Genomic DNA, 26217 nt, shown 5'->3' with positions numbered 1-26217 from the left:
AGGGTGTGCTGAGGGGAACTCAGGGTCGTCTCAGGGTGTCCCCCGACGCCTCCCCGACACGGGTGACGGCAGGCAGGGCGCGGACGCATAAGCTCATCCCCGGGCGGCGCCCCGTACGGTTGTCCCGTCCGTGGCCCGGCGCACGGAGAAGAAAGAGTGAACCAGGTGTTTACGCAGGTCAGCTCGGCGAACAGGACTGCGGGGTAAAGAGGACGTGCACATCGTCATCATGGGCTGCGGCCGAGTGGGAGCCGCACTCGCCACCAGCCTGGAGAGGCAGGGGCACACGGTCGCCGTCATCGACCAGGACCCCACGGCGTTCCGCCGGCTCGGCTCCGGCTTCGGCGGACGGCGCGTCAACGGCGTCGGCTTCGACCAGGACACCCTGCGCGACGCGGGCATCGAGGACGCGGGCGCGTTCGCCGCGGTCAGCAGCGGCGACAACTCGAACATCATCGCCGCCCGGGTGGCCCGCGAGATGTTCGGCATCGAGAACGTGGCCGCGCGCATCTACGACCCCCGGCGCGCGGAGGTCTACCAACGGCTCGGTATCCCCACCGTGGCGACCGTCCGCTGGACCGCCGACCAGATGCTCCGGCGGCTGCTGCCGTCCGGGGCGGAGCCGCTGTGGCGCGACCCGAGCGGTGGCGTACAGCTCGCCGAGGTCCACGCGTCGGCCGCCTGGATCGGCCACAAGATCAGCACCCTCCAGGAGGAGACGGGCGTCCGCGTCGCGTTCCTCACCCGGCTCGGCGAGGCCATACTGCCCACGTCGCAGACAGTGCTCCAGGAGGGCGATCTCGTCCACGTGATGATGCGTACGGACGACATCCAGAAGGTCGAGGCGGTTTTCGCCGAGGGCCCTGAGGAGGGCGGTCACTGATGCGCGTCGCGATTGCCGGAGCAGGCGCGGTGGGTCGTTCCATCGCGGGCGAACTGCTGGAGAACGGCCACGAGGTCCTGCTGATCGACAAGGCGCCCACCGCCATCTCGGTCGAGCGGGTGCCGATGGCGGAATGGCTGCTGGCCGACGCGTGCGAGATCACCTCGCTCGACGAGGCGGCGCTGCAGCGCTGCAACGTCGTGATCGCGGCGACGGGAGACGACAAGGTCAACCTGGTCGTCTCGCTGCTCGCCAAGACGGAGTACGGCGTACCGAGGGTGGTCGCCCGCGTCAACAACCCGAAGAACGAGTGGCTGTTCAACGAGTCGTGGGGCGTCGACGTCGCGGTCTCGACACCGCGTCTGATGTCGGCGCTGGTGGAGGAGGCGGTGAGCGTCGGCGATCTCGTACGGCTGCTGCGCTTCAGCCACGGCGACGCGAACCTGGTGGAGCTGACGCTGCCGCCGGAGTCGGCGGTGACGGGGACGCAGGTCGGGGACGTGACCTGGCCGGAGGACACGTCGCTGGTGACGATCATCCGGGGCTCACGGGTGCTGACGCCGCACGCGGAGGAGACGCTGGAGGCGGGGGACGAGCTGCTGTTCGTGGCCGCGCAGGCACGCGAGGAACAACTGGAGGACCTGCTGTCGGTCCGCCGGGAGGACGCGTAACGCTTGCGCTGTGCGGTTGCGGGGTGGCCTCCGGCGCGGGGTCGCCGTTCCGGCGTGGTTGCGGGGCTCGGTTGCTGTCTCGTTGCCGGGGGCGTTCGCGTCTGCGGCGCGGCCGGGGTTGCGGTGGTTGCCGGGTGCCGCTCCGGGGTCATGCCCGGACAGCGTGATTTACGGCGCGTGCAAGGCTCGTTGGACCCGGGGGAACCGGGTCGTCCACGCGACACAAATCAGCCCAAGTGTCCGGACACGACCACTGCGCGTCCCCCTTCCAACCCGCGGACCGGAGCGTGGCATTAACGGCGCCACGTGACGGCGTGAGGGGGGCGGTGTCGCAGGAGGGGTGTGTTCGGACACTCAGGCTGATTTGTGGCGCGGGAACAAGAACGTCTCCTCGGGTCCAACGAGCGGTGCGCGCGCCGTAAATCACGCAGTCCGGACATACCCCTCCGGAGACCCCGAACCCCGCCCGACAACCGCAACCGACAACCGCGACCGACTACCGCTGCTCCTGCTCCCGCTCCCGCTCCCGCTCCCGCGAAGCTTCCTCCGCCTCCATCTCGGCGAAGACGTCGATCGGCGCCGGCGCCTTCGCCAGGAACACCCACGTCAGATAGACCGCCAGCAGGAACGGCGGGATCTTCAGCGACACCAGCACCCAGCCCAGCTGCGTCGTGTCCGCCCACCAGTACAGCGGGAAGAGGATCGCGCACTTCGCGAGAAGGATGAACCCCCACGCGTAACTCGCCTTCGTGTACGCCGACTTGCGCCCCGGGTTCCGCGTACGCCAGGACAGGTTCTCCTTGAAGACCGGCCCCAGGATCAGCCCGATCAGCGGCACTCCCGCGACGCTGGTGCCGATGTACGCGACGGCCAGCCCCAGCGTGTAGACCATGCCCGGCAGATAGAAGTCCTTCGCATCGCCGGTCATCATCGCGAAGACCACGCCGAAGGCGACCCCGAAGACGCCGCTGAAGGCGTGCTTCACGGTGTCGCGGCGGATCAGCCGGACCGCGACCAGGAGCAGCGAGACCGCGACCGCGGCGATCGCCGAGGCGTGCAGGTCCTTGTTGATCGTGTAGATCGTGACGAAGAGCAGTCCGGGGACGACCGTCTCCACCATCCCCCGCACCCCGCCGAACGCCTCGAAGAGCGCGGCCTCGGTCACGGCCCTCGCCTCGGCGTCGTTCTGCGGGTCGGTGCCCTGAGGCGCGTTGGGGTCTGTCGTCGCGGGCTTGTCGATTGACGTCACCGGCTACTCCTGTCCGAGCGGTCGGAGTTCGTATTTGGGGTTGAACAGCACCCTACGGCCGTGGCTCATGGAGATCCGGCCGGATGCGATGAGCTTGCGGCCAGGTTCTATGCCCGCGATGGAGCGCCGTCCCAGCCACACGACGTCCAGCGGCGCGGTGCCGTCGAACAGCTCCGCCTCCAGCGCGGGCACGCCGGCCCTCGGACGCAGGGTGACCGTCCGCAACGTACCAGTCACTTTGACAATCTGGCGGTCGCCACAGTCACTGATCCGTGTGCAGCCCGAGGCCTGCGCGTCCTCCCGCAGCTCCTCGGACTCCAGATCCTCCTGGGAGCTGGAGAGCCGGTCGAGCATCCGGCGGAAGCGGCCGGTCGGCTTCTCAGCACTCATGGAAGAAGCGTACCGGGGTCCGGGCGCCCCGGATCATCGGTCGAACCGGTAGCCCATGCCGGGCTCGGTGACGAAGTGCCTGGGGTGCGAGGGGTCCGCCTCCAGCTTGCGGCGGAGCTGGGCCATGTAGACCCGCAGATAGTTGGTCTCCGTGCCGTAGGAGGGCCCCCAGACCTCCTGGAGGAGCTGTTTCTGGCTGACGAGGCGGCCGGTGTTGCGTACGAGGACCTCCAGCAGGTGCCACTCGGTCGGGGTGAGCCGTACGTCGCGGCCCTCCCGGTTCACCTTCTTGGCCACCAGATCGACGGTGAAGCCCTCCGTCTCGACCATCGCGACACTGTCGTCGTCGCCGGAGCCGACGGGCTCGGCGCGGCGGACCGCGGCGCGCAGCCGGGCGAGGAGTTCGTCCATGCCGAAGGGCTTGGTGACGTAGTCGTCGGCGCCGGCGTCCAGCGCCTCGACCTTCTCGTCGGAGGTCTGGCGCGCGGAGAGCACCAGGATCGGCACCCGGGTCCAGCCGCGCAGGCCTCTGATGACCTCGACGCCGTCCATGTCGGGCAGCCCGAGGTCAAGCACGACGACGTCCGGGTGGCGGGCGGCGGCGAGCTCCAGGGCGCTCGCGCCGTCGGCGGCGGCGTCGACCTCGTACTTGCGGGCCTTCAGGTTGATCACGAGCGCGCGCACGATCTGGGGCTCGTCGTCGACCACGAGCACCCTCACGGGCCCTCGGGAGTCTCCCGTCGCGGGAGGCGCCATGGTGGCCTGCCTTTCTGCTGTGCCGCCGGTCACGAGAGGACGTGGGCGGGTAGTTCGGGGCCGGTGGACGCGAGGCCCGGTACGGCCGTGAGATCGAGGACCATGGTGAGTCCGCCGCCGGGGGTGTCCTCGGCGGTGAGGGTGCCGTCCATGGCGTCCACGAAACCGCGGGCGACGGCGAGGCCGAGGCCCACGCCCGCGCCGCGCGGGGCGTCCCCGTGGCGCTGGAAGGGTTCGAAGATGCGTTCCTTGGCCTCGTCGGGGACGCCGGGGCCGCGGTCCACGACGCGTACCTGTACGCGGGCGCCGAGCGAGCTGGCCGCGACGGTGACGCGGGTGCCGTCGGGGCTGTACTTGACGGCGTTCTCGACGATGTTGGCCACCGCGCGCTCCAGCAGGCCGGGGTCGACGGCGACCATCGGCAGGGACTCCGGGATGTCCAGGACGACGCTGCCCTCGGGAACGCCGCCGAGGGCCATCGGGACGACCTCGTCGAGGTCGATCTCGCGGATGAGCGGGGTGACGGTGCCGGTCTGGAGCCGCGACATGTCGAGGAGGTTGCCCACGAGATGGTCGAGACGGTCGGCGCCGTTCTCGATGCCTTCGAGGAGTTCGGCGTGGTCCTCCTCGGACCATTCGACGTCGTCGGAGCGGAGCGAGGTGACGGCGGCCTTGATGGCGGCCAGCGGGGTGCGCAGGTCGTGGCTGACGGCGGCGAGCAGGGCCGTGCGTATCCGGTTGCCCTCGGCCAGCCTGCGGGCGCCCTCGGCCTCGCCCACGAGTCGCTGGCGGTCCAGTACGACGGCGGCCTGGGCGGCGAAGGCGGAGAGCACCCGGCGGTCCTCGGCGGGCAGCACCCGGCCGGAGAGCGCCAGCGCCATGTGGTCGCCGACGGGCATGTCGACGTCGGCCTCGTCGGGGCGGTCGACGGGGCGGGGCCCGACGCTGCCCGCGCGGGTCCACGGGTCGACGTCGCTGTCGCGCTCCAGCAGCGCGACTGACTCCATGGAGAAGGTCTCGCGTACGCGTTCCAGCAGGGCGTCCAGGGTGGTCTCGCCCCGTAGCACGCTGCCCGCCAGGAAGGACAGGATCTCGGACTCCGCCCGGAGTCTGGCCGCCTGATGGGTGCGGCGGGCCGCGAGGTCGACCACGGACGCCACGGAGACCGCGACGGCGAAGAAGATCACGATCGCGACGATGTTCCTGGGGTCCTGGATGGTGAGGTTGTGGGTCGGCGGGGTGAAGTAGAAGTTCAGCAGGAGCGAGCCCACGGCGGCCGACGCGAGTGCCGGGCGCAGCCCGCCCAGGAGCGCGGCGAGGACGGTCAGGAAGAGGAAGAGCAGGACGTCGTTGGCCAGGCCCAGCGTGTCGTCCACCGCGGTGAGCAGCAGCGTCAGCAGGACGGGGGCCACGACGCCGGCCAGCCAGCCGGAGATGATCCGGGAGCGGCCGAGGCGGGCGCCGTGCGCGACGGGCAGTCCGCGGCCCTTGGCGACCTCTTCGTGGGTGACGATGTGGACGTCGAGATCGGGGCCGGACTCGCGGGCGACGGTGGCGCCGACGCCGGGCCCGAAGATGTACTGCCAGGCCTTGCGGCGGCTGGAGCCGAGCACGATCTGGGAGGCGTTGACGCCGCGTGCGAACTCCAGCAGCGCCGAGGGCACGTCGTCCCCGATGACGTGGTGGAAGGTGCCGCCGAGGTCTTCGACCAGCTTGCGCTGGACGGCCAGTTCCTTGGGCGATGCGGAGGTGAGGCCGTCGCTGCGGGCGATGTAGACGGCGAGGATCTCGCTGCCGGATCCCTTGGCGGCCATACGGGCGGCGCGGCGGATGAGGGTACGGCCCTCGGGGCCGCCGGTGAGGCCGACGGCGATGCGCTCGCGGGCCTGCCAGGTGGTGCGGATGTTGTGCTCTCCGCGGTACTGCTGGAGGTACTCGTCGACGCGGTCGGCCGTCCACAGCAGGGCGAGCTCACGCAGGGCGGTGAGGTTGCCGGGGCGGAAGTAGTGTGAGAGCGCGGCGTTGACCTTGTCGGGCTGGTAGATGTTGCCGTGTGCCATACGGCGGCGCAGCGCCTGGGGTGACATGTCGACAAGCTCGATCTGATCCGCCCGTCTGACCATCTCGTCCGGAACGGTCTCGCGCTGCCGTACGCCGGTTATCGACTCGACGACATCGCCGAGTGACTCCAGGTGCTGGATGTTGACGGTCGAGACGACGTCGATGCCGGCCTGGAGCAGTTCCTCGACGTCCTGCCAGCGCTTGGCGTTGCGGGAGCCCGGCACATTGGTGTGGGCCAGTTCGTCCACCAGGGCGACGGCGGGACGGCGGTCGATGACCGCGTCGACGTCCATCTCGGTGAAGACGGTGCCGCGGTGCGGCAGCTCCCGGCGGTGGATCTGTTCCAGTCCCTGGAGCATGACCTCGGTGCGTGGCCGGTTGTGGTGCTCCACGAACGCCACGACGCAGTCGGTGCCGCGCTCGACGCGCCGGTGCGCCTCGGACAGCATCGCGTACGTCTTGCCGACGCCCGGTGCCGCGCCCAGGTAGATCCTCAGCTTGCCGCGTCCCATGGCCCCATTGTCTTCTCACCGGGCCGCTGCGTCCCGTCGCGGCTCCCGTCCGAAGCTACAGCCAAGGATGCCGCCAAAACGGACATGGGCCGGCGGAGGGGTCCGTCTTGACACGATTCTGACGGGGCTGCCTCCAGCCCTGTCCCGCGGATCTCTCCGGGCCCGGAACGCCTGGCTGATCCGCGTAGATCCCGCGGGACAGGCCCCAGGACGTGTTCCCGTCCGGCCCACACGCATTCCCCGTAGCCCTTCGGGCACGGAGGTGCCCCCTGCGTTGTCGGAGTCGTCCAAGTACGGCCGGGCCGTCCACAATGCCGGCCCTTCGCCTTGCGAGCGCACGCACCGACGAGCCATCAGCCGCTTCGCGGCGGGCGCGGCCCCGGCCCTGCGGGCGGACGACGCTACTTCTGAAACACGCCCTGGCGGGTCGGCCCGTGTTCCACGAGGTGGCCGTCGGCCAGTTCGAGCACGCGGTCGGCGAGGCCGAGGAGCTGGGCGTCGTGGGTGGCGACGAGCGCGGTGACGCCCTCGCTGCGTACGACGGCGCGCAGCAGTTCCATCACCGCGAGTCCGGTCTCCGCGTCGAGCTGCCCGGTGGGCTCGTCGGCGATCAGCAGGGCCGGCCGGTTCGCGAGGGCGCGGGCGATGGCCACGCGCTGCCGCTGGCCGCCGGAGAGCTCCCCGGGCCGTTGCGCGGCGTGGTCGCCGAGCCCCACGAGAGCGAGCAGCAAGGCCACCCGCTCCTCGCGCTCGCGCGGGTCCGCCCTGCGCAGCCGCAGGGGCACCCCGACGTTCTCGGCGGCGGTGAGAACGGGAAGCAGTCCGAAGGACTGGAAGATGAAACCGATACGGTCACGGCGCATGGCGAGCAGACCGCTCTCGCCGAGCGTGGCGAGGTCCGTGCCGTCGACGACGATCCGGCCCTCGTCCGGGGAGTCCAGCCCGCCGACCAGGTTGAGCAGGGTGGTCTTGCCCGATCCCGAGCGGCCCTTGAGCGCGATCAACTCCCCGCGCGGCACGGTGAAGGACACCCCGCGCAGCGCGTGCACCGCCGCGGCGCCGGCGCCGTACGAGCGGTGCAGGTCCGTCACCCGCACCATGGGCTCCGCCGTCCCGGCGACGACCGCCGTGCCGGTGCTGACGCTCTCGGTCATGAGTCTTCCCCCGTGCTGTTCCGGTCTGCCGGGCGTCAGTATGTGCACGGTGCACGCGACCGGGCAACGGTCAGGGACACCGGCGAGAACAGCGGTGGGCCGCGCTCCCGTCAGGGGAGTACGGCCCACGGCGCGTGTCGCCCCTCGGTGATCTCGGGGCCCCGCTGGAGCTGTCCCATGCCACCGGCGAAGCGGGAACCTTCCTGCTCCTCGGCCTGCTGGACGCCCTCGGCCACCATCTGCGCGTCGTCCGGCAGCTTCAGGACGATCGGGTCGCGGGGCGCCATCGGGCCCTCGCCGCGTACGACGACGGTGTCCCGGAAGATCTGCTCCAGCAGCCCGGCGGCGTCGGGCTGCACCGCGCCCTGTCCGGAGATCACTCCGCGCAGGAACCAGCGCGGCCCGTCGACCCCGATGAAGCGCACGAGCTGTACGCCACCGGTGCCGTCCGGGAGCTGCACCGGCACCTGGGCCCGCAGCTCCCAGCCGAGCGGGCCCTCGACCTCGTCGATGATGCCGCCCTGCTGTGTGATGCCCGAGGCGATCTCCTCGCGCACCTCACTCCAGATGCCCTCCTTCTTGGGAGCGGCGAAGGCCTGGAGCTGGACGGCGCTGTCGCGTACGACGACGGTCGCCGCGACGATCGCGTCGCCCGCCACCTCTACACGAAGCTCCATTCCGTCGACCCCGGGCACGAAGATGCCGCCCAGATCGACCCGGCCCTCGTCGGGCTTGGAGACCTCGGAGATGTCCCACGGCCCGTCGGGCCTGGGGGCCGGGGGAAGATTCACCCGGCGGGGCTTCTCGGCCCCTTCCTCCGTGTCATCGGCGTCGATGCCGTCGACGACCTGCTCGGCCTCGCCCGCCGTGTCCTCGGCGGTACCGCTCTTCTTGCGACGTCCGAACACGTCACTGTCCTTCCCGGTCGGATACGACCGACGCGTATCGATTCCCGCCCTGTGAACCGCCCACCGCGGCATGACCTCCGGTGGACCCGAAGCCCCCCTCGGCCCGTGCCGAGCCGGGAAGCTCCGCCACCTCGTGGAAGCGCACCTTCTCGACCTGCTGGACGACCAGTTGAGCAATCCGGTCGAACCGCTCGAACCGCACCGTCCCGCGCGGATCGAGATTGACCACGATCACCTTGATCTCCCCACGGTACCCGGCATCCACCGTCCCCGGGGCATTCACCAAGGCCACTCCGCAGCGGGCGGCCAGCCCGGATCGCGGGTGCACGAAGGCGGCGTACCCGTCGGGCAGCGCGAGGGAAACCCCGGTGGGCAGCACAGCGCGTTCGCCCGGAGCGAGATCGGCGGCCTCGGTGGTCACCAGATCGACGCCGGCGTCGCCCGGGTGCGCGTACGAGGGGAGCGGCACCTCCGGGTCGGTCCGGCGGATCAGCACGTCGACGGGGTTACGGCTCATGGGTTCACCTCGAAGGCGCGGGCGCGCCTGACCTGGTCGGGATCGGCCATCGCCGCCCGGATCTCCTCCGGGCGGCCGTTGTCGATGAAGTGGTCGACCTTGACCTCGACGAAGAGGGCGTCGGCGCGCAGCGCGAGGGGTCCCTCCGGGCTGCCGAGCCGGCCGGTCGCGGAGCAGAAGATCTTGCGGCCGCTCACGGCGGTCGCCTCGGCCGCCAGGAAGAGCACCGAGTCCACGGGGACGGGGCGGACGAAGTCCGTCTCCAGCTTCCCGGTCACGGCGACCACGCGCAGCAGCCAGCTGAGCGCGCCGAGCGACTCGTCGAGCGCGGTGGCGAGCACCCCGCCGTGCGCGAGGCCCGGGGCGCCCTGGTGGGAGGGCCGGACGGTGAACTCGGCGGTGATCGAGACACCCTCGCCGGCCCTGGCCTGGAGATGGAGACCGTGGGGCTGCTCGTCGCCGCAGCCGAAGCAGTGCGCGTAGTGCGAACCGAGCAGCTCTCCCGGGGCCGGAGCGTCCGGGTGCCGTACCGGCGCTATGGCGTCGGCCGGAGGCGTCAGGGCCGGTGACCGGGCGGCGGAACGGGGGCGGTTTCCCCCGGAGGGCACAGTACTCACAGCCGCAGACCTTACCCGCGCGGCTACCCGCCGGTCGCACCGTGCCAAGCTTGCCTCCATGGAGCATTCAGCCGCGCCTTACGACGAACGTCTCACCGCACCGGGTTCCTGGTGGGTGATCACCGCTCTCGTCGCTCTCTCAGGCGGTCTCGTCCTGCTGCCGCTGGGCACCGTGCCGATGCTGGGGGCGGTGGTGGTGGCGGGGCTGCTGGCGGCTCTGGCGGTCAGTTCGTACGGCTCCGCGCGCGTTCGCGTGGTGGCCGGTTCGCTGGTCGTGGGCGATGCCCGGATCCCGGTGGCGGCTCTGGGCGACGCGGAGGTGCTGGCCGGTGAGGAGGCGCGCGCCTGGCGCATGCACAAGGCCGATCCACGCGCCTTCATGCTGCTGCGCAGCTACATCCCGACGGCACTGCGGGTCAAGATCACCGACACGGCGGACCCGACACCGTACGTCTATGTGTCGACCCGGAATCCGAGGGCGCTCGCGGCGGCGCTGGAGGCCGTGCGCAAGGCGGAGGCCGAGGGCGGGACGCGGGACGTGGTCTAGCGGATCCGGCGGCCCGAGCGGCGGGCGCCGGAAGCCGCGGTCAGTGGCCCAGTTCCTTGGGGAGCTCGGGAGGCAGCACCTTCGGCTGCTCCAGGGGCGGCAGCGCGGGCAGGGCGTCCCAGGAGATCTGGCGGGCGCGCAGGTCCTTTCGGATGCGCTCGGCGACCTTCTGGGTGTCGCGCCGGTTCATCATCGCGCCGACGGCCGCTCCGATCATGAACGGCACCAGGTTCGGCAGACTGCGGATGGTGCGCTTCATGATCTGCTGGCGCAGTTCGCGCTTCATCCGGCCGGTGAGCGCGGAGTTGAGTGTCGCGGGTTTCGTTATGTCGACGCCGCGCTCCTCGGTCCACGCGGTCAGATACGCGGTGCTGCGCTGCTTGAGATTGCCGGGCGGACGCAGGCCGTAGACCTCGTGCAGCTCGGCGATGAGCTTGAGCTCGATCGCGGCGACCGCCGTGATCTCCGCGGCCAGCTCGGCCGGCATCGCGGGCGGTACGGGCATCATCGCGACGGCGCCGATTCCGGCGCCGACCGTGGAGCTGCTGTTCGCCGCGCCCGCGACGAGTTTGTCCGCGAGTTCTTCGGGCCCGAGGCCCGGGAACTGCTTGCGGAGTGTGGCCAGATCACGGACGGGAACGCGTGGCGCGTTGTCGATGATCCGGTCGGCGAGATGCGCGAGCCCGGCCTTGGCGCTCGCGCCGCCTTTCTGGATGCCTCGGCGTACCTTGCCCAGGCGGCGGACCCCGGTCACGGGCCCGTCCTGGTCACCCTGGGCGGCTGCGAGCGAGGCCTGGAGGCCCCGCCCGTGGTCGCCGGATGCGCCGGGGTGGGGCAGGAGAGCGGAGTGCTCGGCAGCGGGCGTGGTGCCTTCTGCCGGGCCCGAGCCGCTCCGGTGCGTCTCCGGTGCGTCTCCGCGCCGGAAGCGCCGTTTCCTGGACGGTGTGTCACCTGCCACGACCGACCGCTCCTCAGTCGCAGTCGCGGCAGATCGGCTGACCGTTCTTCTCCCGGGACAGCTGACTGCGGTGGTGGACGAGGAAGCAGCTCATGCAGGTGAACTCGTCGGCCTGCCTGGGCAGTACACGAACCGACAGCTCCTCGTTGGAGAGGTCGGCCCCGGGCAGCTCCAGTCCCTCGGCCTGCTCGAACTCGTCCACGTCGACCGCCGACGTCGACTTGTCGTTCCGACGGGCCTTCAGTTCCTCAAGGCTGTCGGAATCGACGTCGTCATCGGTCTTGCGTGGGGTGTCGTAATCCGTTGCCATGTCGCTTCTCCCCCTCTGGGTTTTATCGGTGTCTCAGCGCACGTAACGCGTGAGAGGCCGGACTTGTGCCCGACCTGAGGCGGAGATTTTGCCTCACATCAAGGTCTGTTACTCAATCGACACCCAACCGGACTCTTCCCGAGTGATCGGCTTTGGGTGGCGAACCGGACCGTACACGGTCCGAATGTCGTACTTCACGGGCGCCACCCCGTGTACTTCCCGTGATCCCGACCCCTGGAAACCCGGATTTTCCCGGCTTTCCGTCAGGGGCTTGATCACAGAGAGTGCGAGGCTTGAATTCGCCCCTGTGATCGATCACACACGGCCCAACCGGGAACGGGTCCCGAAAATTCCGCGCAAAGCGAACTTCGCTCCGATCAGGAGCGAAAGTTCAGACGGGCAGAGTGACACGCATCACGAGCCCGCCTCCCTCGCGGGGCTCCGCGATGATACGGCCCCCGTGGGCCCGCGCGACCGAGCGGGCGATCGACAGGCCGAGGCCCACGCCCTTGTCGCTGCCGGTCCGCTCCGTACGGAGGCGGCGGAACGGCTCGAAGATGTTGTCGATCTCGTACGCGGGAACGACCGGTCCCGTGTTCGACACCAGCAGCACCGCCTCACCGTGCTCCACCGTGGTCGTGACCTCGACCCAGCCCTCCTCCTTGACGTTGTACCGGACGGCGTTCTGTACGAGGTTGAGCGCGATCCGCTCCAGCAGGACGCCGTTGCCCTGGACGACCACCGGCGCGCGCTCGCCGCGGATCTCGACGCCCTTCGCCTCGGCCTCACCGCGCGTCTGGTCGACGGCGCGGGTGGCGACCTCGGCGAGGTCGACGGGCTTGCGCTCGATGAGCTGGTTGTCACTGCGGGCGAGCAGCAGCAGGCCCTCCACCAGCTGTTCGCTGCGTTCGTTGGTGGCCAGCAGCGTCCTGCCGAGCTGCTGGAGCTCCATGGGCGCCGCCGGGTCGGAGAGCTGGACCTCCAGGAGGGTGCGGTTGATCGCCAGGGGCGTACGCAGCTCGTGCGAGGCGTTCGCGACGAAGCGCTGCTGCGCCGTGAAGGCCCGCTCCAGGCGTTCCAGCATCTCGTCGAAGGTGTCGGCGAGCTCCTTCAGCTCGTCGTCCGGGCCGTCCAGTTCGATCCGGCGGGCCAGGTCGGAACCGACCACGCGGCGGGCGGTACGGGTGATCCGCCCGAGCGGCGCCAGGACCCGTCCGGCCATCGCGTAACCGAACGCGAAAGCGATGATGGAGAGCCCCGTCAGCGCGAACAGCGAGCGGGTGAGCAGGTCGTCGAGCGCCTGCTGGCGCTGGGCCGACATGCACGCCTTGAGTGAATTGTTCAGCTGGTCGTTGTCGACCACCTGATTGAGGCTGGGACAGGTGGGGCTCGTCAACTGGACATTGACGCCGGTCACCTTCAGGGCCAGCTCGCTGCCCTCGTTGATGGCCTGCGCCGCCAGCAGATAGATGATCGAGAGCAGCAGGATCCCGGCGATCAGGAACATCCCGCCGTACAGCAGCGTCAGACGTATCCGGATCGTCGGCCGGACCCAGGGCAGCGCCTGGTCGGGCCGTCTGGGGTCCCAGGTCGGTTTCGGGGGCGCCGTGGGCGGCGCCGGAGTGGTTGCCACGGGCATCAGATCCGGTAACCGGAGCCGGGCACGGTGACGATCACGGGCGGCTCGCCGAGCTTGCGGCGCAGCGTCATGACCGTGACGCGCACGACATTGGTGAAGGGGTCGGTGTTCTCATCCCAGGCCTTCTCCAGCAGCTGCTCCGCGGAGACCACGGCGCCCTCGCTGCGCATCAGCACTTCGAGGACGGCGAACTCCTTGGGCGCGAGCTGGATCTCCTTGCCGTCCCGGAAGACCTCGCGGCGGTTCGGGTCGAGCTTGATGCCCGACCGTTCCAGGACCGGCGGCAGCGGGACGGTCGTACGGCGGCCGAGGGCCCGGACGCGGGCGGTCAGCTCGGTGAAGGCGAAGGGCTTGGGAAGGTAGTCGTCGGCGCCCAGCTCCAGGCCCTCGACCCGGTCGCTGACATCGCCGGAGGCCGTCAGCATGAGCACCCGGGTGGGCATGCCCAGCTCGACGATCCTGCGGCAGACGTCGTCACCGTGGATCAGGGGGAGGTCGCGGTCGAGCACGACGACGTCGTAGTCGTTGACCCCGATCCGCTCCAGTGCCGCGGCGCCGTCGTACACGACGTCGACCGCCATGGCCTCCCGGCGCAGCCCGGTGGCCACCGCATCGGCGAGCAGCTGCTCGTCCTCGACGACGAGTACGCGCACGTCGCTGTTCCTTCCTCAAGGGCCCATTGCCGGAGTACCGGGGAACCGGGCAGGTCGTAGCACTGGCTGTGCGGGCCCATCCTGCCCGCTACGCGCATAAACCGGCGGTAAGACAATGCCGACCGCCCGGCATACGGAAGGAATACGCAAGATTATTGAATGTGGGGAGGTTTCTCCCGGAGTCGCCCTGGGGATGACGAGTGCACGCCCGAGATCACGCCCTTCACGTGGCATGCCACTACCCGCTCTGTCCCCCAGAGGGAGTGGTGCGTGATCGACCGCCGTCGGCACTTCCAGGTGCCACTTGATCAGACGCCGGCACACCCCCGTGCCATCGACCCACGCCAAGGGGGCGCAATGGACGCATTCACCGCAGGTCTTCTGCAGCGTATAAGGGCCACGGAATCCGATCTCACACGGGCTCGTGAGACGGGCGACGACTTCCTCGCGGAGGTCGAGCAGGAAGAGCTCGAGGACCTGCACCGCCTCGCCGCGGAGCACGGCGTTCAGTTCGGCGCCGCGAACGTGTGACCCGTACGGGAAGGACCCCGGCGCCATGGGACGGTGCCGGGGTCCTTTCCTGCCGGTACGGGCCCGGGGGTGGCCGGTCAGTCGTGCCAGGCGCCGTACTCCTCCAGCAGCGCCTGGAGCGGTTCGAAGACGCCCGGGGAGGCCGCCACGGCGAGGTCGCCGTCGGCCGGGGCGCCGGGACGGCCGCCGGTGAGCGCGCCCGCCTCGCGTGCGACGAGATCGCCGGCCGCGAGGTCCCAGGGGTGCAGCCCCCGCTCGTAGTAGCCGTCGAGCCGGCCCGCGGCGACGTCGCAGAGGTCGACGGCCGCGGAGCCGCCGCGCCGGATGTCCCGCAGCTGGGGGATGAGCCGGGCCGCCAGCGCCGCCTGGTTGGTGCGGACGGCGGTGACGTAGTTGAAGCCGGTCGAGACCAGAGCCTGGTCGAGGGGCGGCGCCGGACGGCAGGTCACCGGGTGATCGTTGAGGAACGCGCCGCCGCCGAGCACGGCCCGGAAGGTCTCGCGGCGCATCGGGGCCTCGACGACGCCGACGAGGGTCTCGCCGTCGCGTTCGGCGGCGATGGAGACGGCCCAGGTCGGGAGCCCGTACAGATAGTTGACCGTGCCGTCCAGCGGGTCGATCACCCAGCGGACACCGCTGCTGCCCGGCGAACTCGCGCCCTCCTCACCGAGGAAGCCGTCGTCGGGGCGGTTCCCGGCCAGGAAGCCCGTGATCAGCTTCTCGGCGGCGATGTCCATCTCCGTGACGACGTCGATCGGGCTGGACTTCGTCGCGGCCACGCCCAGGTCGGCGGGGCGGCCGTCGCGCAGGAGCGCCCCGGCCCGGCGAGCGGCCTCCAGGGCGAGGGAGAGCAGTTCGGGGATGAGGGGGTCGGTCACTGGCAGGTCACTCCTCGGGAGGGCACCGGGCGATGCGACGGGCGTCGGGCGTACGAGGCGTCGGGCGGGCGGAGCGGGCGTACGGGGGTCAGAGACCCGGGAAGTCGGGCGTACGGCTGCCGGACACGCGGGAGCCGGACACTCGGGCGGGCGCGGCGTCAGGAGTACGGGCTGTCGGCGCCCGCGGCGGCCGGGCGGGGCGTTCTCGCCGGGCAGCAGCCGACCGGGCAGACGTCGTGGCTCGGCCCGAGCGCCCCGAGCGCGCACCGCTCCGCCGCGCGCCCGCGCTCGGTCGCCGCGCGCTCCAGGAGCAGATCGCGTACGGCGCCGACGAACCTCTCGTCGGCCCCCACCGTGGCCGAACGCCGGACCGGCAGGCCCAGTTCGGCGGCCTTGGCCGTGGCCTCGGTGTCGAGGTCGTACAGCACCTCCATGTGGTCCGAGACGAACCCGATGGGCACCATGACGACCGCCGGGGCCCCGTCGCCGTACACGGCCTCCAGGTGGTCGCAGATGTCGGGCTCCAGCCACGGGATGTGCGGGGCCCCGCTGCGCGACTGGTAGACGAGCTGCCAGGGGTGCTCGACACCGGTCTCCTCGCGCACGGCGTCGGCGATCAGCCGCGCAACGTCGAGGTGCTGGGCGACGTACGCGCCGCCGTCCCCGTGGTCCTCGACGGGGCCGGAGGTGTCGGCGGCGGCCACCGGGACGGAGTGGGTCGTGAAGGCGAGACGCGCCCCCGCGCGGACCTCCTCGGGAAGGTCGGCGAGGGAGGTGAGCACGCTGTCGACCATGGGCCGTACGAAGCCGGGGTGGTTGAAGTAGTGCCGCAGCTTGTCGACACGGGGCGGCTCCAGGCCCTCCTCGACCAGCGCCGCGAGCGCGTCCGCGAGGTTCTCGCGGTACTGGCGGCAGCCGGAGTACGAGGCGTACGCGCTGGTGGCGAGCACGGCGATACGGCGCCTGCCGTCCCTCGTCATCTCCCGCAGGGTGTCGGTCAGACAGGGCGTCCAGTTGCGGTTGCCCCAGTAGACGGGCAGATCCAGACCGTGCTCCGCGAAGTCCTTGCGCAGGGCCCCGAGCAGGGCGCGGTTCTGTTCGTTGATCGGGCTGACGCCGCCGAACAGGAAGTAGTGCCGGCCGACCTCTTTGAGCCGTTCCTTCGGGATGCCCCGGCCCCGCGTCACGTTCTCCAGGAACGGGACCACGTCGTCGGGGCCCTCAGGACCACCGAAGGACAGCAGGAGAAGGGCGTCGTAGGGAGAAGTGGCACGCTGTTCGGGCATGCCTCGATCCTGCCATCCGCCACTGACGGGCCGTGAACCGCGGCACGCTCGCGGACCCCCGGACCGTAAGCTGTCTTGGCTCGTTCATTCCTTACCGCCAGTGCCCCGCGGCCGTATCCGCCGTCACTCGCGACAGCGCACACCGGAGCGACACGTGGCCAGTCCCTACCGCGCGATATTCGCCGCGCCCGGAGCCGGGAGATTCAGCGCGGCCGGTCTGGTCGGCCGGATGCCGCTGTCGATGATGGGCATCGGCATCGTGACGATGATCTCCCAGCTCACCGGGCGTTACGGGCTGGCGGGCGCGCTGGCGGCGACGCTGGCGATGTCGGCCGCCGGGTTGGGTCCGCTGATCTCCCGGCTCGTGGACCGGCACGGCCAGCGGCGGGTGCTGCGGCCCGCCGCGCTGACCGCCGTGACGGCCGTCACCGGACTGCTGGTGTGCGCCGAGCGGTCGGCCCCGGAGTGGACGCTCTTCGTCTTCGCTGCGGGCGCGGGCTCTGTGCCGAGCGTGGGGTCGATGGTCCGGGCGCGCTGGGCGGAGCTCTACCGGGGGTCGCCGCGCGAGCTGCACGCCGCGTACTCCTGGGAGTCGATCGTCGACGAGCTGTGCTTCATCTTCGGCCCGATCATCGCGATCGGTCTGTCCACGGCCTGGTTCCCCGCGGCGGGGCCGACGCTGGCCGCGCTCTTCCTGGTGACCGGCGTCTTCTGGCTGACGGCGCAGCGGGCCACCGAGCCCGTGCCGCAGCCGCGTGAGCACCACACCGGGGGCACCGCGCTGCGCTCCCCCGCCCTTCAGGTCCTGGTGGTGACGTTCGTGGCGACCGGCGCGATCTTCGGCTCCGTCGACGTGGTGACCGTGGCGTTCGCGGAGGAACGGGGCAACAAGACGGCGGCGAGCCTCGTGCTCGCGGTGTACGCGCTCGGTTCCTGCCTTGCCGGACTCGTCTTCGGGCTGCTGCGTCCGCGCGGCAGCGCGTCCGGGAGGTGGCTGGTGGGAGTCTGCGCGATGGCCGTGAGTATGATCCCCCTCCAACTGGCCGGGAATCTGCCGATCCTGGCCGTGGCGCTCTTCGTCGCCGGCCTCTCGGTCGCACCCACGATGGTGACGACCATGGCCCTCGTCGAAGCGCACGTACCTCGTACCAACCTCACCGAAGGCATGACCTGGGTCAGCACCGGACTCGCCGTCGGGGTGGCGCTCGGCTCCTCCGCCGCGGGATGGGCGGTCGACGCCGCCGGAGCGCGGACGGGGTTCGCTGTGCCCGTCGTGTCGGGAGTGGCCGCGGCCCTGGTCGCGCTGGTGGGCCACCGCCGGCTGCGGGAGCGGCCAACGGATCGGGAGGGGTACGGGGCTGATGACCAACACCGGTACGGGCGGGGCGACGACGAGGTACCCGGCACACACCTGGCGTAACTGGGCGGGGAACGTGAGCGCACGTCCCTCCCGCGTGTTCTCCCCCGCCTCCGTGGAGGAGCTCGCCGAGGCGGTCCGCGCGGCGGCCGCGGACGGGCTCCGGGTCAAGGCGGTCGGCACGGGGCACTCGTTCACCTCCGCGGCGGCCACCGACGGTCTGCTGATACGGCCCGAACTGCTCACCGGCATCCGTGAGATCGACCGGAAGGCCGGCACCGTCACCGTGGCGGCGGGCACCCCGCTGAGGCGGCTGAACGAGGCCCTCGCCAGGGAGGGCCTGTCGCTCACGAACATGGGCGACATCATGGATCAGACCGTCGCGGGCGCGACGTCCACGGGCACGCACGGCACCGGCCGCGACTCGGCCTCGACAGCCGCACAGATCCGGGCTCTGGAACTCGTCACCGCGGACGGCTCGGTCCTCACCTGCTCCCCTTCGGAGAATCCGGAGATCTTCGCCAGTGCCCGGGTCGGACTCGGCGCGCTCGGGATCATCACGGCGGTCACCTTCGCCGTGGAACCGCTCTTCCTGCTGAGGGCGCGCGAGGAGCCGATGTCCTTCGACCGGGTGACGGCGGACTTCGACGGGCTCGTCGCGGAGAACGAGCACTTCGAGTTCTACTGGTTCCCGCACACCGGCAACTGCAACACCAAGCGCAACAATCGCAGCGCGGGCCCGGCGGCCCCGGCCGGTACGGTCAGCGGCTGGATCGAGGACGAACTCCTCTCCAACGGCCTCTTCCAGGTGGCCTGTTCGGTCGGCCGCGCGGTGCCCCGGGTCATCCCCTCGATCGCCAGAATCTCCAGCCGCGCGCTCTCGGCCCGTACGTACACGGACATTCCTTACAAAGTCTTCACGACCCCGCGCCGGGTGCGCTTCGTGGAGATGGAGTACGCGCTGCCGCGCGAGGTGGCGGTGGACGCGCTGCGCGAGGTCAAGGCCATGATCGAGCGCTCACCACTTCGGGTGAGTTTCCCGGTCGAGGTGCGGACCGCGCCCGCCGACGACATCCCGCTGTCGACGGCGTCCGGCCGGGAGACGGCGTACATCGCGGTGCATCTGTACCGGGGCACGCCCTACCGCTCGTACTTCACGGCGGTGGAGCGGATCATGACCGCGCACGGCGGCCGGCCGCACTGGGGCAAGGTGCACACGCGGGACGCGGCGTATCTGGCCGGGGTCTATCCGCGCTTCGAGGAGTTCACGGCGGTACGCGACCGGCTGGACCCGGAGCGGCTGTTCGGCAATCCGTATCTGCGGCGGGTCGTCGGCGGATAGCCCGGCCCGGCCTCAGCCCGACGGCGCGACGGCGGGCGGGGGCGGGGCGGTGCCGCCCTCGGGGTGACCGGATCCGGCGGTACCGCCGTCCGGCTGCGAGGTGCCGGGCGAGGGCACGGTCGAAGGGCCGCCGGTCTCGGGGGTGTCCGGGCTCTCCGGGGCGTCCGGGCTCTGGCCGCCGCCCGGTGCGGACGGGGTCGGGGTCGGGGTGTCGGTGGGGCCGGTACCCGGGCCGGTGTCCGTCCCCGGGTCGGTGCCGTCGTCGGAGGGGGTCGTTCCGCCGTCCTTCGGGCCGGCCGGCCGGTCGGGTGGGGAGTCCCGGCCGGTGTCCCCGCCGCGTACGACGGAGCTGAAGGTCGTTCCCTTGCCGCCGCTCAGGTCCTGGCCGGCGGCCAGCTCGTAGCCGGTGATGGCGAGCATCGCGACGGTGAAGACGACGACGGCCGCGACGACGGACCGCTTCCGGCCCCGTATCCGCGTGCCGTACGTGGTGGCTCCCCCAAACTCACCCCGCGCGGAAGGCTCCTGCGCATGCGCAGACGGATCCGGATGCGCAGACGGATGCGGATCAGGAACCGGAACCCCGGCGGCCGGAGACGGTGGCTCGGAGTCGTACACCTGGCGCGCCCTGGGCTTCACCTGGACCGTGACCTCGCGTAGCTGGTCACCGGTGCGCCGGAACAGATGCTGGAAGAGCGGACCCCCACTGGTGGCGATCACGCTGACGACGCCGGCGCCGATGATCGTGCCGTACACCCCGAGCTTGGAGGCGAACACGGCCGCCGCGACCGCGGCGAGCGCGCTGCCCGCGACCTGCGGCACGCTCAGTTCGAGCCGCCCGGGGGCGGTCCGCTCGCCGGTCCGGCTGTCCGGCTTCTGACTCTGATCCATCTCCGACCTCTGCTCGACCATCTGTGCCACCGTGCACCAAGAAGGGGCATCTGGGCGAATCCGATGGTTCCGCTTCGGGAGATTATGTGAATTGGGACACCCGTGCGGGATACGGACACCCTCTCAACTCCCCCGCCCCCGAAGAAGTTGGGTGGCGTGGCAGTCCACCCCGATGGTCCGAATGGAGTACTGTGGCGAGCCCTGGGGCCGGATTCCCTCACAGGTGTCCGGGTCTACGGGAGGGGGCCGAAGTGGCACTCGATCCGGCGGCGCGATGGCACCGCACGGGCGCCTGCTACACAGCGTGACCAGGTCTGTCACTCTGCGTCGCAATAGGTAACCGTGTCATGACGGCGTTCCAGGGCCCATGCCCGACACGCCGGGCAACTCGGCAAGGTTGTGGCAGGCTGCACCCGGGCAAGTCACACTCGACTAGCGGAAGCAGCGACGCACGTGACGTCGGCAGGCACCACCCGGGAGGTCCCCATGCCCGAACTGCGTGTCGTGGCCGTCTCCAACGACGGCACACGACTGGTGCTCAAGGCTGCCGACAGCACGGAGTACACGCTCCCCATCGACGAGCGGCTGCGCGCGGCCGTACGTAACGACCGTGCCCGTCTCGGCCAGATCGAGATCGAGGTGGAGAGCCACCTCAGACCCCGTGACATCCAGGCGCGGATACGTTCCGGAGCCTCCGCCGAAGAGGTCGCCCAGATGGCCGGGATCCCGGTCGACCGGGTCCGGCGCTTCGAGGGCCCCGTGCTGGCCGAGCGCGCCTTCATGGCCGAGCGCGCCCGGAAGACGGCGGTGCGCCGCCCCGGCGAGAACACTGGTCCCCAGCTGGGCGAGGCGGTGCACGAGCGGCTGCTCATGCGCGGCGCCGAGAAGGAGACCGCGCAGTGGGACTCGTGGCGCCGCGACGACGGCACGTGGGAGGTCCTGCTCGTCTACCGGGTGGCGGGTGAACCGCACTCGGCGAGTTGGACGTACGACCCGCCGCGGCGGCTCGTCCAGGCCGTCGACGACGAGGCGCGCTCGCTGATCGGGGAGACGGACGACTCGCTCGCCGTCGCCACGAAGGAGCCGAGCTTCCCGTTCGTCCCGCGCATCGCGCGGCTGCCGAGGGATCGCGAACGGCCCCTCGACCGCGCCCTGGAACGGCAGACGGACCGGCCGACGACGGACCCGGACGAGGACACCAGCGAGCGCGACACCCTGACGAGCCTGCTGGAGGCGGTGCCGAGCTTCCGTGGCGACATGGTGGTCCCGGAGCGGCCGTCCCAGCCCGAGCCGCCGGCGATCGAGCCCGGTCAGGCGCCCGAGGAGGAGGAGCCGGTGGCTCCGGCCGCCTCGGCGGGCGCGGGGTCGGCGTACGCGGACGTTCTGATGCCGCGTTCGGTGGCGGGCCACCGTGACCGGCTGACCGGTACGACCGACCGTCAGGCGGAGGCCGACGGAGTACGGCCCAACCGCCGTGCCGCCGTGCCGAGCTGGGACGAGATCGTGTTCGGCACCCGTCGCAAGAAGCAGGACTGAGCAGGACGGGTCGTCAGTGGGCCAGGGCCGTACGCGAAGCGGGCGTACGGCCCCGGTCCCTGACGTCAGGCGCCGGCCCGCGTCACTGAGGGTCCGGGCCCGTCGCCACCGGGCGCTCCGTGTCCGCCGTCCACTCCGACCAGGAGCCGGCGTACAGCGCGGCGGGGATGCCCGCGATCTCCAGCGCCAGCAACTCGTGCGCCGCCGACACCCCGGAGCCGCAGTAGACCCCGACCTCGGGGCCGCTGCCGTCGCCCTTCGCACCCAGCGCGTCGAACCGGGCGACGAGCTTCTCGGCCGGGAGGAAGCGGCCGTCCGGGCCGACGTTCTCGGCGGTCGGCGCCGAGACCGCGCCCGGAATGTGCCCGCCGACGCGGTCCAGCGGTTCGACATCGCCCCGGTAGCGCTCCGCCGCCCGCGCGTCCAGCAGCAGCCCGTCACGGGCCAGCGCGGCGGCGCTGTCCGCGTCGAGGCGTGGCAGCGAATCGGGTACGGGGCTGAAGTCGCCCTCGTCGGGCGTCGGGATCTCGGTGGTCAACGGGCGGTCCCAGCCCGCGAGTCCGCCGTCCAGCACCCGTACGTCCTGGTGGCCGGTCCAGCGCAGCATCCACCAGGCGCGGGCCGCGGCCCACCCCTGGCCTCCGTCGTAGACGACGACGGGCGTACCGGCCGAGACACCCGCGCGGCGCATCACCGCGCCGAACGCCGCCACGTCGGGCAGCGGATGGCGGCCTCCGGCGCCGGGCGGGCCGGACAACTCCGCTTCGAGGTCGACGAAAACGGCGCCCGGCAGATGGCCCGCGTCGTACTCGGGGCGGCCGGGAGGGGCGCCGGGCGCGTAGCGGACGTCGAGCAGGACGGGCGGCCGGGGTCCGGCGAGCTCGTCGGCGAGTCCGGACGCGGAGATGATGACTGTCATGCCCGCCATCCTCGCCTACCGGCAAGGGCGTTCGGCCTCGACCCGGTGGGTGATGGCCCGACGACGTTGCGTCAATGCCAAAACGGTCATCCTCTTACTGGATCGCGCCAAAAGCGGCGCGGCCGGGGCGCGGCTTCCGGCGAGAAATGGAACCATCTGTTCGGGCCCCCCACCGCGCAGTTCGAGGCGCGTGCGCCCCCCTCCCCCGCCTGCCCGTCCTCATCACGGCAGTCCGCGAACCATTCGAGAAGAGAGCGACGATGACCGAGGAAACGATCCGGCACACGCCCGGCACGCCTTGCTGGGTGAGTCTGATGGTGCACGGCCTCGGCGCGACGCAGGACTTCTACGGGGCGTTGTTCGGCTGGAAGTTCGTCCGGGTGCCGGGGCCCGAGCAGTTGGGCCCGTACGTGCGTGGCGTCCTCGACGGCAAGGAGGTCGCCGGCATCGGTCAACTGGCGCCGGAGAGACGGATGCCGCTCTCGTGGACGACGTATCTGGCGACGGACGACGCGGACGCGACGGCCGCAGCGATCAGGCGCTGCGGCGGCACCGTCGGGGTGGGGCCGCTGGACGCGGGCGGGGACGGGCGCCTCGCCCTGGTGTCCGATCCGGCCGGCGCGGTCTTCGGCATCTGGCAGGCCCAGGCGCACACGGGCACCGCGGTGGCGGGGGCGCACGGAACGCCGGTCCGCAACGAGTTGCTGATCCGCGAGACCTCGTGGGTGGACGCGTTCTACCGGTCGGTCTTCGGCTACGACGTGGAGTCGGCCGGCGGGAGAGACGACGACACACTGACACTGCGCCTGGACGGCCGGGCGGTGGCGACGCTGCACGGCGTGGGCGAGGGCCCCCGCCCGGTCCGCGGCGCGCACTGGATGACGTACTTCGAGGTGGACGACACTGACGCGGCGGCGCTGCTCGTCACCGAGTTGGGCGGCCATGTGATCGACCCGCCGTGGGACACACCGGCGGGCCGCGTCGCGACGGTGGCGGACCCGGAGGGCGCGGTGTTCGGCGTGGTGCGGTCGACGGTGCGCTGAGTACTACGGATCTTCGGATGTCGCGACCCGCCGGACTCCTCGCACGGAGTGATCCGCGCCGTCGTCCTCAGGTGATGGGCAGGACGTCCGGGGACAGTGCGGCGGCCCTCGCCGTGGCCGCCGTCATACGGCGGCGGTGGTGGCGACGGCACAGGACCTCGTAGCCGATCTCGTCCTCGGACTGGTGCACGTCGCCGACGACGACCTGCGCGCCCTCGATCACCATCACCCCGCCGACGGAGCGGGCGTTGTGCGTGGCCCGTGCCCCGCACCAGCACAGCGCCTCGACCTGGAGGACCTCGACGCGGTCGGCGAGTTCCACCAGCCGCCGCGAGCCGGGGAAGAGCCTGGTGCGGAAGTCGGTGGTGATGCCGAAGGCGAAGACGTCCAGGTCGAGATCGTCCACGATCCGGGCGAGCTGGTCGACCTGCTCGGGTGCGAGGAACTGCGCCTCGTCGGCGATGACGTAGTCGCAACGGCCGCCCTGGGAGAGGCGGTCGACGATGTACGCGTAGAAGTCGAAGCCCTCGGCCGCCTCGACGGCGTCGGTGACCAGGCCGAGGCGGGAGGAGAGCTTGCCCTCGCCCGCGCGGTCGTCGCGGGTGAAGATCATGCCGAGGAGACCGCGGGCCGAGCGGTTGTGCTCGATCTGAAGAGCCAGGGTGCTCTTTCCGCAGTCCATGGTTCCGGAGAAGAACACCAGCTCGGGCATGAGGATGTGACGGCCTTTCGGATACGGACGGTGTCGGGCCGGTCCCGGCGACACCCGGGGCGGGCGGCTACGAGCGTACTTCGAGCAGTGGTACCAACTGCTCGACGGGGGTCATCGAGCCGTGCATCCCCACCATCGCGGACTCGCGCGGTTCCTGGACGGACGCGGTGATCACCACGTCGTCGTGGGCGGCGGCCACGACGTCGCCGATCCTGCCGTACACCCGCTCGTCGACCCTCTCGGGCGGGCCGAACCAGCCCGCCGCCAGGGCCTCGTCGCGGCTCGCGACCCAGAACTGCTCCCCCAGGACCTCGCGCCAGACCGTGAGGACGTCGGCCTGGGCACCCGGAACCGCGTAGACGTGGCGGGCGCGGCCCTCACCGCCGAGGAGGGCGACACCGGCGCGCAGTTCCCAGTCCTCGTCGAAGTCGATACGGGACTGCTCGTCGAAGGGGATGTCGATCATGCCGTGGTCGGCGGTGATGTACAGGGCTGCCCGCGGCGGCAGTTGTTCGGCGAGGCGCTGGGCGAGCCGGTCCACGTACATCACCTGGCCGCGCCAGGCGTCGGAGTCCATGCCGAACTTGTGGCCCTTGCCGTCGACCTCGCTGTAGTACGTGTAGACCAGCGACCTGTCCCCCGCGGCCAGTTGGGCGGCGGCGAGGTCCATCCGCTCCTCGCCGGAGAGCCGGCCGTGGAAGGTACCGCCGCTCAGGGCGATCTCGGTGAGCGGGGTGCGTTCGAAGGTCGGGGACGACACCTGCGCCGTGTGCACCCCGGCCGCGTGGGCGAGCTGGAAGAGCGTGGGATACGGCTGCCAGACGTGCGGGTCGGTCCACGGGCGCCAGCGCAACTGGTTCATCAGGGCGCCGGTGGCCGGGTCTCGGACGGTGTAGCCGGGCAGGCCGTGGGCGCCGGGCGGCAGGCCCGTGCCGACGGAGGCGAGCGACGTCGCGGTGGTGGCGGGGAAACCGACGGTGATCGGCCGGCCGGTGCCGCCGCGTGAGGTGCCCAGCAGCGACGTCAGATACGGCGCCTCGTCCGGGTGGTCCTTGATCTGCTGCCAGCCGAGACCGTCGATCAGGAAGACGCAGTTGCGGTCGGCCGGAGTGAGTTCGGGGATGACGGCACCGCCCGCCACGGAGACGCCCTGTCCCGAGACGAGGGTGGGCAGCAGGTCGGCGAGCGAGCCGCCGCCGTACTCCGGGACGGGCGCGGTGTGCAGGGCGAGCGGCTCCGGGTCCTGCCAGGCGGGCGGCGGGGCGGCCATCAACGGCCGGTCGACGGGGTGGCCGCGGTGGCCTCGGAGAGCGCCTGGGCGAAGACGAGGGTCTGCCGTACGGTGTCGGGCCCGTCACCGGCCTCGCTGACGCGCAGGCTCAGGTCGTCGGCGGTGGAGTTCCCGGTGTAGCCGTGGTCGGCCTCGCAGTTGGGGTCGCCGCAGGCGGCCGGCTCCAGGTCGATCCGGGCGACGGCGCCCCAGCCGATGGTGAGGACGACCTCGCGGGGCAGGGTGCCGGGGGTGTACGACTCGGGGTTCGCGACGACGCGGCTGACCACGACGGACGAGATCCGGTCCAGCTTGACCGACTCGGTCGAGGTGGTGGCGTACGGCGTCGGCGAACTGGTGTCGGCGGCCTGCTCGTCGGTGTGGCTGACGATGAAACGGTGCGCGGTGAGGACGAGGACGGTGACATGCCGGCGGACCTCGTTGGAGTCGAACGTCGTCTCCTGGTGCACCAGATACGAGGCGATGGGTTCGCCTCCGACAGCGGCCTCCACCGCTTCGGCCACGAGAGCCGGGTAGTAGCCACTGCGCTCGATCGCCGTGCGCAGCCCCTGGGTCGTCGTACCGGTCTTCGCCATGGCCCCATCCTACGGGGGCGCGATGCGTGGC

The 26217-nt window shown here is 71.3% G+C and carries 27 protein-coding genes; 8 read left to right on the top strand and 19 right to left on the bottom strand.

Annotation, left to right across the window (positions count from 1 at the left end):
• The first annotated feature begins 214 nt into the window (after positions 1-214).
• Both IEY79_RS20895 and IEY79_RS20890 read left to right on the top strand, forming a co-directional pair.
• Entirely contained in the window at positions 215-883 is a 669-nt protein-coding gene (locus IEY79_RS20895) for a potassium channel family protein (RefSeq protein ID WP_189109072.1), read from the top strand.
• Entirely contained in the window at positions 883-1554 is a 672-nt protein-coding gene (locus IEY79_RS20890) for a potassium channel family protein (RefSeq protein ID WP_023538137.1), read from the top strand. The genes IEY79_RS20895 and IEY79_RS20890 overlap by 1 nt, the downstream gene beginning before the upstream one ends.
• A gap of 496 nt (positions 1555-2050) precedes the next feature.
• Here the strand turns inward: IEY79_RS20890 and IEY79_RS20885 are convergent, their stop codons facing one another.
• The 8 genes from IEY79_RS20885 to IEY79_RS20850 all read right to left on the bottom strand — a co-directional run bounded on the left by IEY79_RS20885 (position 2051) and on the right by IEY79_RS20850 (position 9718).
• Positions 2051-2803 carry a DUF3159 domain-containing protein gene (locus IEY79_RS20885; RefSeq protein ID WP_189109071.1) on the bottom strand — a complete coding sequence of 251 codons (753 nt, stop codon included), beginning with the start codon at positions 2801-2803 and terminating at the stop codon, positions 2051-2053.
• Positions 2804-2806: 3 nt separating this feature from the next.
• On the bottom strand, positions 2807-3193 hold the full coding sequence (locus tag IEY79_RS20880; protein WP_189109070.1) for an OB-fold nucleic acid binding domain-containing protein: 387 nt from the start codon (positions 3191-3193) through the stop codon (positions 2807-2809).
• Positions 3194-3226: 33 nt separating this feature from the next.
• Entirely contained in the window at positions 3227-3949 is a 723-nt protein-coding gene (locus IEY79_RS20875) for a response regulator (protein ID WP_189109069.1), read from the bottom strand.
• A gap of 29 nt (positions 3950-3978) precedes the next feature.
• Positions 3979-6522, bottom strand: coding sequence for a DUF4118 domain-containing protein (locus IEY79_RS20870; protein ID WP_189109068.1), 2544 nt, complete (start codon positions 6520-6522; stop codon positions 3979-3981).
• A gap of 401 nt (positions 6523-6923) precedes the next feature.
• Entirely contained in the window at positions 6924-7676 is a 753-nt protein-coding gene (locus IEY79_RS20865) for an ABC transporter ATP-binding protein (protein ID WP_189109067.1), read from the bottom strand.
• A gap of 110 nt (positions 7677-7786) precedes the next feature.
• A complete protein-coding gene (locus tag IEY79_RS20860; protein WP_189109066.1) occupies positions 7787-8584 on the bottom strand; it encodes a DUF3710 domain-containing protein in 798 nt (265 codons plus the stop codon).
• Position 8585: 1 nt separating this feature from the next.
• Positions 8586-9101 (bottom strand): dUTP diphosphatase, encoded by a 516-nt coding sequence (gene dut / locus IEY79_RS20855; RefSeq protein ID WP_189109065.1) that lies wholly within the window; start codon positions 9099-9101, stop codon positions 8586-8588.
• Complete coding sequence (locus IEY79_RS20850) at positions 9098-9718, bottom strand: PaaI family thioesterase (protein ID WP_229700999.1); 621 nt, start codon at positions 9716-9718, stop codon at positions 9098-9100. The genes dut and IEY79_RS20850 overlap by 4 nt, the downstream gene beginning before the upstream one ends.
• Positions 9719-9776: 58 nt before the next feature.
• On the opposite strand from IEY79_RS20850, the gene IEY79_RS20845 reads away from it, so the two are divergent.
• Positions 9777-10265 carry a DUF3093 domain-containing protein gene (locus IEY79_RS20845; RefSeq protein ID WP_189109063.1) on the top strand — a complete coding sequence of 163 codons (489 nt, stop codon included), beginning with the start codon at positions 9777-9779 and terminating at the stop codon, positions 10263-10265.
• A 40-nt stretch (positions 10266-10305) separates the two neighbouring features.
• Here IEY79_RS20845 and IEY79_RS20840 read toward each other — a convergent pair whose 3' ends face one another.
• The 4 genes from IEY79_RS20840 to IEY79_RS20825 all read right to left on the bottom strand — a co-directional run bounded on the left by IEY79_RS20840 (position 10306) and on the right by IEY79_RS20825 (position 13825).
• Positions 10306-11223 (bottom strand): hypothetical protein, encoded by a 918-nt coding sequence (locus IEY79_RS20840; protein WP_189109062.1) that lies wholly within the window; start codon positions 11221-11223, stop codon positions 10306-10308.
• Positions 11224-11236: 13 nt separating this feature from the next.
• Positions 11237-11533: a DUF4193 domain-containing protein gene (locus tag IEY79_RS20835; protein ID WP_023538148.1), complete on the bottom strand. Its 297-nt coding sequence runs from the start codon at positions 11531-11533 to the stop codon at positions 11237-11239.
• Between the two features lie 391 nt (positions 11534-11924).
• Positions 11925-13166, bottom strand: a complete 1242-nt coding sequence (locus IEY79_RS20830) for a sensor histidine kinase (protein ID WP_189109061.1) — start codon at positions 13164-13166, stop codon at positions 11925-11927.
• 5 nt (positions 13167-13171) lie between these two features.
• The gene (locus tag IEY79_RS20825) at positions 13172-13825 is read right to left on the bottom strand and encodes a response regulator transcription factor (protein WP_189109060.1); all 654 of its coding nucleotides are present in this window, start codon (positions 13823-13825) and stop codon (positions 13172-13174) included.
• A gap of 357 nt (positions 13826-14182) precedes the next feature.
• Here IEY79_RS20825 and IEY79_RS20820 point away from each other — a divergent pair, with 357 nt between their 5' ends.
• Positions 14183-14356, top strand: a complete 174-nt coding sequence (locus tag IEY79_RS20820) for a hypothetical protein (RefSeq protein ID WP_187280419.1) — start codon at positions 14183-14185, stop codon at positions 14354-14356.
• 77 nt (positions 14357-14433) lie between these two features.
• Here IEY79_RS20820 and IEY79_RS20815 read toward each other — a convergent pair whose 3' ends face one another.
• Together IEY79_RS20815 and IEY79_RS20810 are read right to left on the bottom strand one after the other, a co-directional pair.
• Positions 14434-15234 carry an inositol monophosphatase family protein gene (locus IEY79_RS20815; RefSeq protein ID WP_189109059.1) on the bottom strand — a complete coding sequence of 267 codons (801 nt, stop codon included), beginning with the start codon at positions 15232-15234 and terminating at the stop codon, positions 14434-14436.
• Positions 15235-15392: 158 nt separating this feature from the next.
• Positions 15393-16520, bottom strand: coding sequence for a ferrochelatase (locus IEY79_RS20810; RefSeq protein ID WP_189109058.1), 1128 nt, complete (start codon positions 16518-16520; stop codon positions 15393-15395).
• Positions 16521-16674: 154 nt separating this feature from the next.
• Between IEY79_RS20810 and IEY79_RS20805 the strand changes: the two genes are divergently transcribed.
• Complete coding sequence (locus IEY79_RS20805) at positions 16675-17940, top strand: MFS transporter (protein WP_189109057.1); 1266 nt, start codon at positions 16675-16677, stop codon at positions 17938-17940.
• Entirely contained in the window at positions 17882-19219 is a 1338-nt protein-coding gene (locus tag IEY79_RS20800; RefSeq protein ID WP_189109056.1) for a D-arabinono-1,4-lactone oxidase, read from the top strand. The genes IEY79_RS20805 and IEY79_RS20800 overlap by 59 nt, the downstream gene beginning before the upstream one ends.
• Before the next feature lie 12 nt (positions 19220-19231).
• Here the strand turns inward: IEY79_RS20800 and IEY79_RS20795 are convergent, their stop codons facing one another.
• Positions 19232-20110 carry a hypothetical protein gene (locus IEY79_RS20795; protein ID WP_444544901.1) on the bottom strand — a complete coding sequence of 293 codons (879 nt, stop codon included), beginning with the start codon at positions 20108-20110 and terminating at the stop codon, positions 19232-19234.
• A gap of 486 nt (positions 20111-20596) precedes the next feature.
• Here IEY79_RS20795 and sepH point away from each other — a divergent pair, with 486 nt between their 5' ends.
• Positions 20597-21646: a septation protein SepH gene (gene sepH, locus IEY79_RS20790; RefSeq protein ID WP_189109055.1), complete on the top strand. Its 1050-nt coding sequence runs from the start codon at positions 20597-20599 to the stop codon at positions 21644-21646.
• 82 nt (positions 21647-21728) lie between these two features.
• On the opposite strand, the gene IEY79_RS20785 is transcribed toward sepH, so the two are convergent.
• The gene (locus IEY79_RS20785) at positions 21729-22565 is read right to left on the bottom strand and encodes a sulfurtransferase (RefSeq protein WP_189109054.1); all 837 of its coding nucleotides are present in this window, start codon (positions 22563-22565) and stop codon (positions 21729-21731) included.
• Between the two features lie 260 nt (positions 22566-22825).
• On the opposite strand from IEY79_RS20785, the gene IEY79_RS20780 reads away from it, so the two are divergent.
• Positions 22826-23608: a VOC family protein gene (locus IEY79_RS20780; protein ID WP_189109053.1), complete on the top strand. Its 783-nt coding sequence runs from the start codon at positions 22826-22828 to the stop codon at positions 23606-23608.
• Positions 23609-23675: 67 nt separating this feature from the next.
• Here IEY79_RS20780 and IEY79_RS20775 read toward each other — a convergent pair whose 3' ends face one another.
• The 3 genes from IEY79_RS20775 to IEY79_RS20765 form a co-directional block, all read right to left on the bottom strand.
• Positions 23676-24320, bottom strand: coding sequence for a thymidine kinase (locus tag IEY79_RS20775; protein ID WP_189109052.1), 645 nt, complete (start codon positions 24318-24320; stop codon positions 23676-23678).
• Between the two features lie 67 nt (positions 24321-24387).
• A complete protein-coding gene (locus IEY79_RS20770) occupies positions 24388-25590 on the bottom strand; it encodes an alkaline phosphatase family protein (protein ID WP_189109051.1) in 1203 nt (400 codons plus the stop codon).
• Positions 25590-26186 (bottom strand): DUF5998 family protein, encoded by a 597-nt coding sequence (locus IEY79_RS20765; RefSeq protein ID WP_189109050.1) that lies wholly within the window; start codon positions 26184-26186, stop codon positions 25590-25592. Before IEY79_RS20765 ends, IEY79_RS20770 begins: the two co-directional genes overlap by 1 nt.
• Between the last annotated feature and the right edge of the window lie 31 nt (positions 26187-26217).

Origin of the sequence: Streptomyces camponoticapitis (genome assembly GCF_014646115.1) — a bacterium.
Lineage (GTDB): Bacteria > Actinomycetota > Actinomycetes > Streptomycetales > Streptomycetaceae > Streptomyces > Streptomyces camponoticapitis.
This window is presented reverse-complemented; position numbering and strand designations above follow the sequence as displayed.

Excerpts from the sequence above, each read along its gene's own strand:
- IEY79_RS20890 (WP_023538137.1), top strand. The coding sequence starts at position 883 with ATGCGCGTCGCGATTGCCGGAGCAGGCGCGGTGGGTCGTTCCATCGCG.
- IEY79_RS20880 (WP_189109070.1), bottom strand. The coding sequence starts at position 3,193 with ATGAGTGCTGAGAAGCCGACCGGCCGCTTCCGCCGGATGCTCGACCGG.
- IEY79_RS20875 (WP_189109069.1), bottom strand. The coding sequence starts at position 3,949 with ATGGCGCCTCCCGCGACGGGAGACTCCCGAGGGCCCGTGAGGGTGCTC.
- IEY79_RS20870 (WP_189109068.1), bottom strand. The coding sequence starts at position 6,522 with ATGGGACGCGGCAAGCTGAGGATCTACCTGGGCGCGGCACCGGGCGTC.
- IEY79_RS20865 (WP_189109067.1), bottom strand. The coding sequence starts at position 7,676 with ATGACCGAGAGCGTCAGCACCGGCACGGCGGTCGTCGCCGGGACGGCG.
- dut (WP_189109065.1), bottom strand. The coding sequence starts at position 9,101 with ATGAGCCGTAACCCCGTCGACGTGCTGATCCGCCGGACCGACCCGGAG.
- IEY79_RS20845 (WP_189109063.1), top strand. The coding sequence starts at position 9,777 with ATGGAGCATTCAGCCGCGCCTTACGACGAACGTCTCACCGCACCGGGT.
- IEY79_RS20835 (WP_023538148.1), bottom strand. The coding sequence starts at position 11,533 with ATGGCAACGGATTACGACACCCCACGCAAGACCGATGACGACGTCGAT.
- IEY79_RS20820 (WP_187280419.1), top strand. The coding sequence starts at position 14,183 with ATGGACGCATTCACCGCAGGTCTTCTGCAGCGTATAAGGGCCACGGAA.
- IEY79_RS20810 (WP_189109058.1), bottom strand. The coding sequence starts at position 16,520 with ATGCCCGAACAGCGTGCCACTTCTCCCTACGACGCCCTTCTCCTGCTG.
- IEY79_RS20800 (WP_189109056.1), top strand. The coding sequence starts at position 17,882 with ATGACCAACACCGGTACGGGCGGGGCGACGACGAGGTACCCGGCACAC.
- IEY79_RS20795 (WP_444544901.1), bottom strand. The coding sequence starts at position 20,110 with ATGGATCAGAGTCAGAAGCCGGACAGCCGGACCGGCGAGCGGACCGCC.
- sepH (WP_189109055.1), top strand. The coding sequence starts at position 20,597 with ATGCCCGAACTGCGTGTCGTGGCCGTCTCCAACGACGGCACACGACTG.
- IEY79_RS20785 (WP_189109054.1), bottom strand. The coding sequence starts at position 22,565 with ATGACAGTCATCATCTCCGCGTCCGGACTCGCCGACGAGCTCGCCGGA.
- IEY79_RS20780 (WP_189109053.1), top strand. The coding sequence starts at position 22,826 with ATGACCGAGGAAACGATCCGGCACACGCCCGGCACGCCTTGCTGGGTG.
- IEY79_RS20775 (WP_189109052.1), bottom strand. The coding sequence starts at position 24,320 with ATGCCCGAGCTGGTGTTCTTCTCCGGAACCATGGACTGCGGAAAGAGC.
- IEY79_RS20770 (WP_189109051.1), bottom strand. The coding sequence starts at position 25,590 with ATGGCCGCCCCGCCGCCCGCCTGGCAGGACCCGGAGCCGCTCGCCCTG.
- IEY79_RS20765 (WP_189109050.1), bottom strand. The coding sequence starts at position 26,186 with ATGGCGAAGACCGGTACGACGACCCAGGGGCTGCGCACGGCGATCGAG.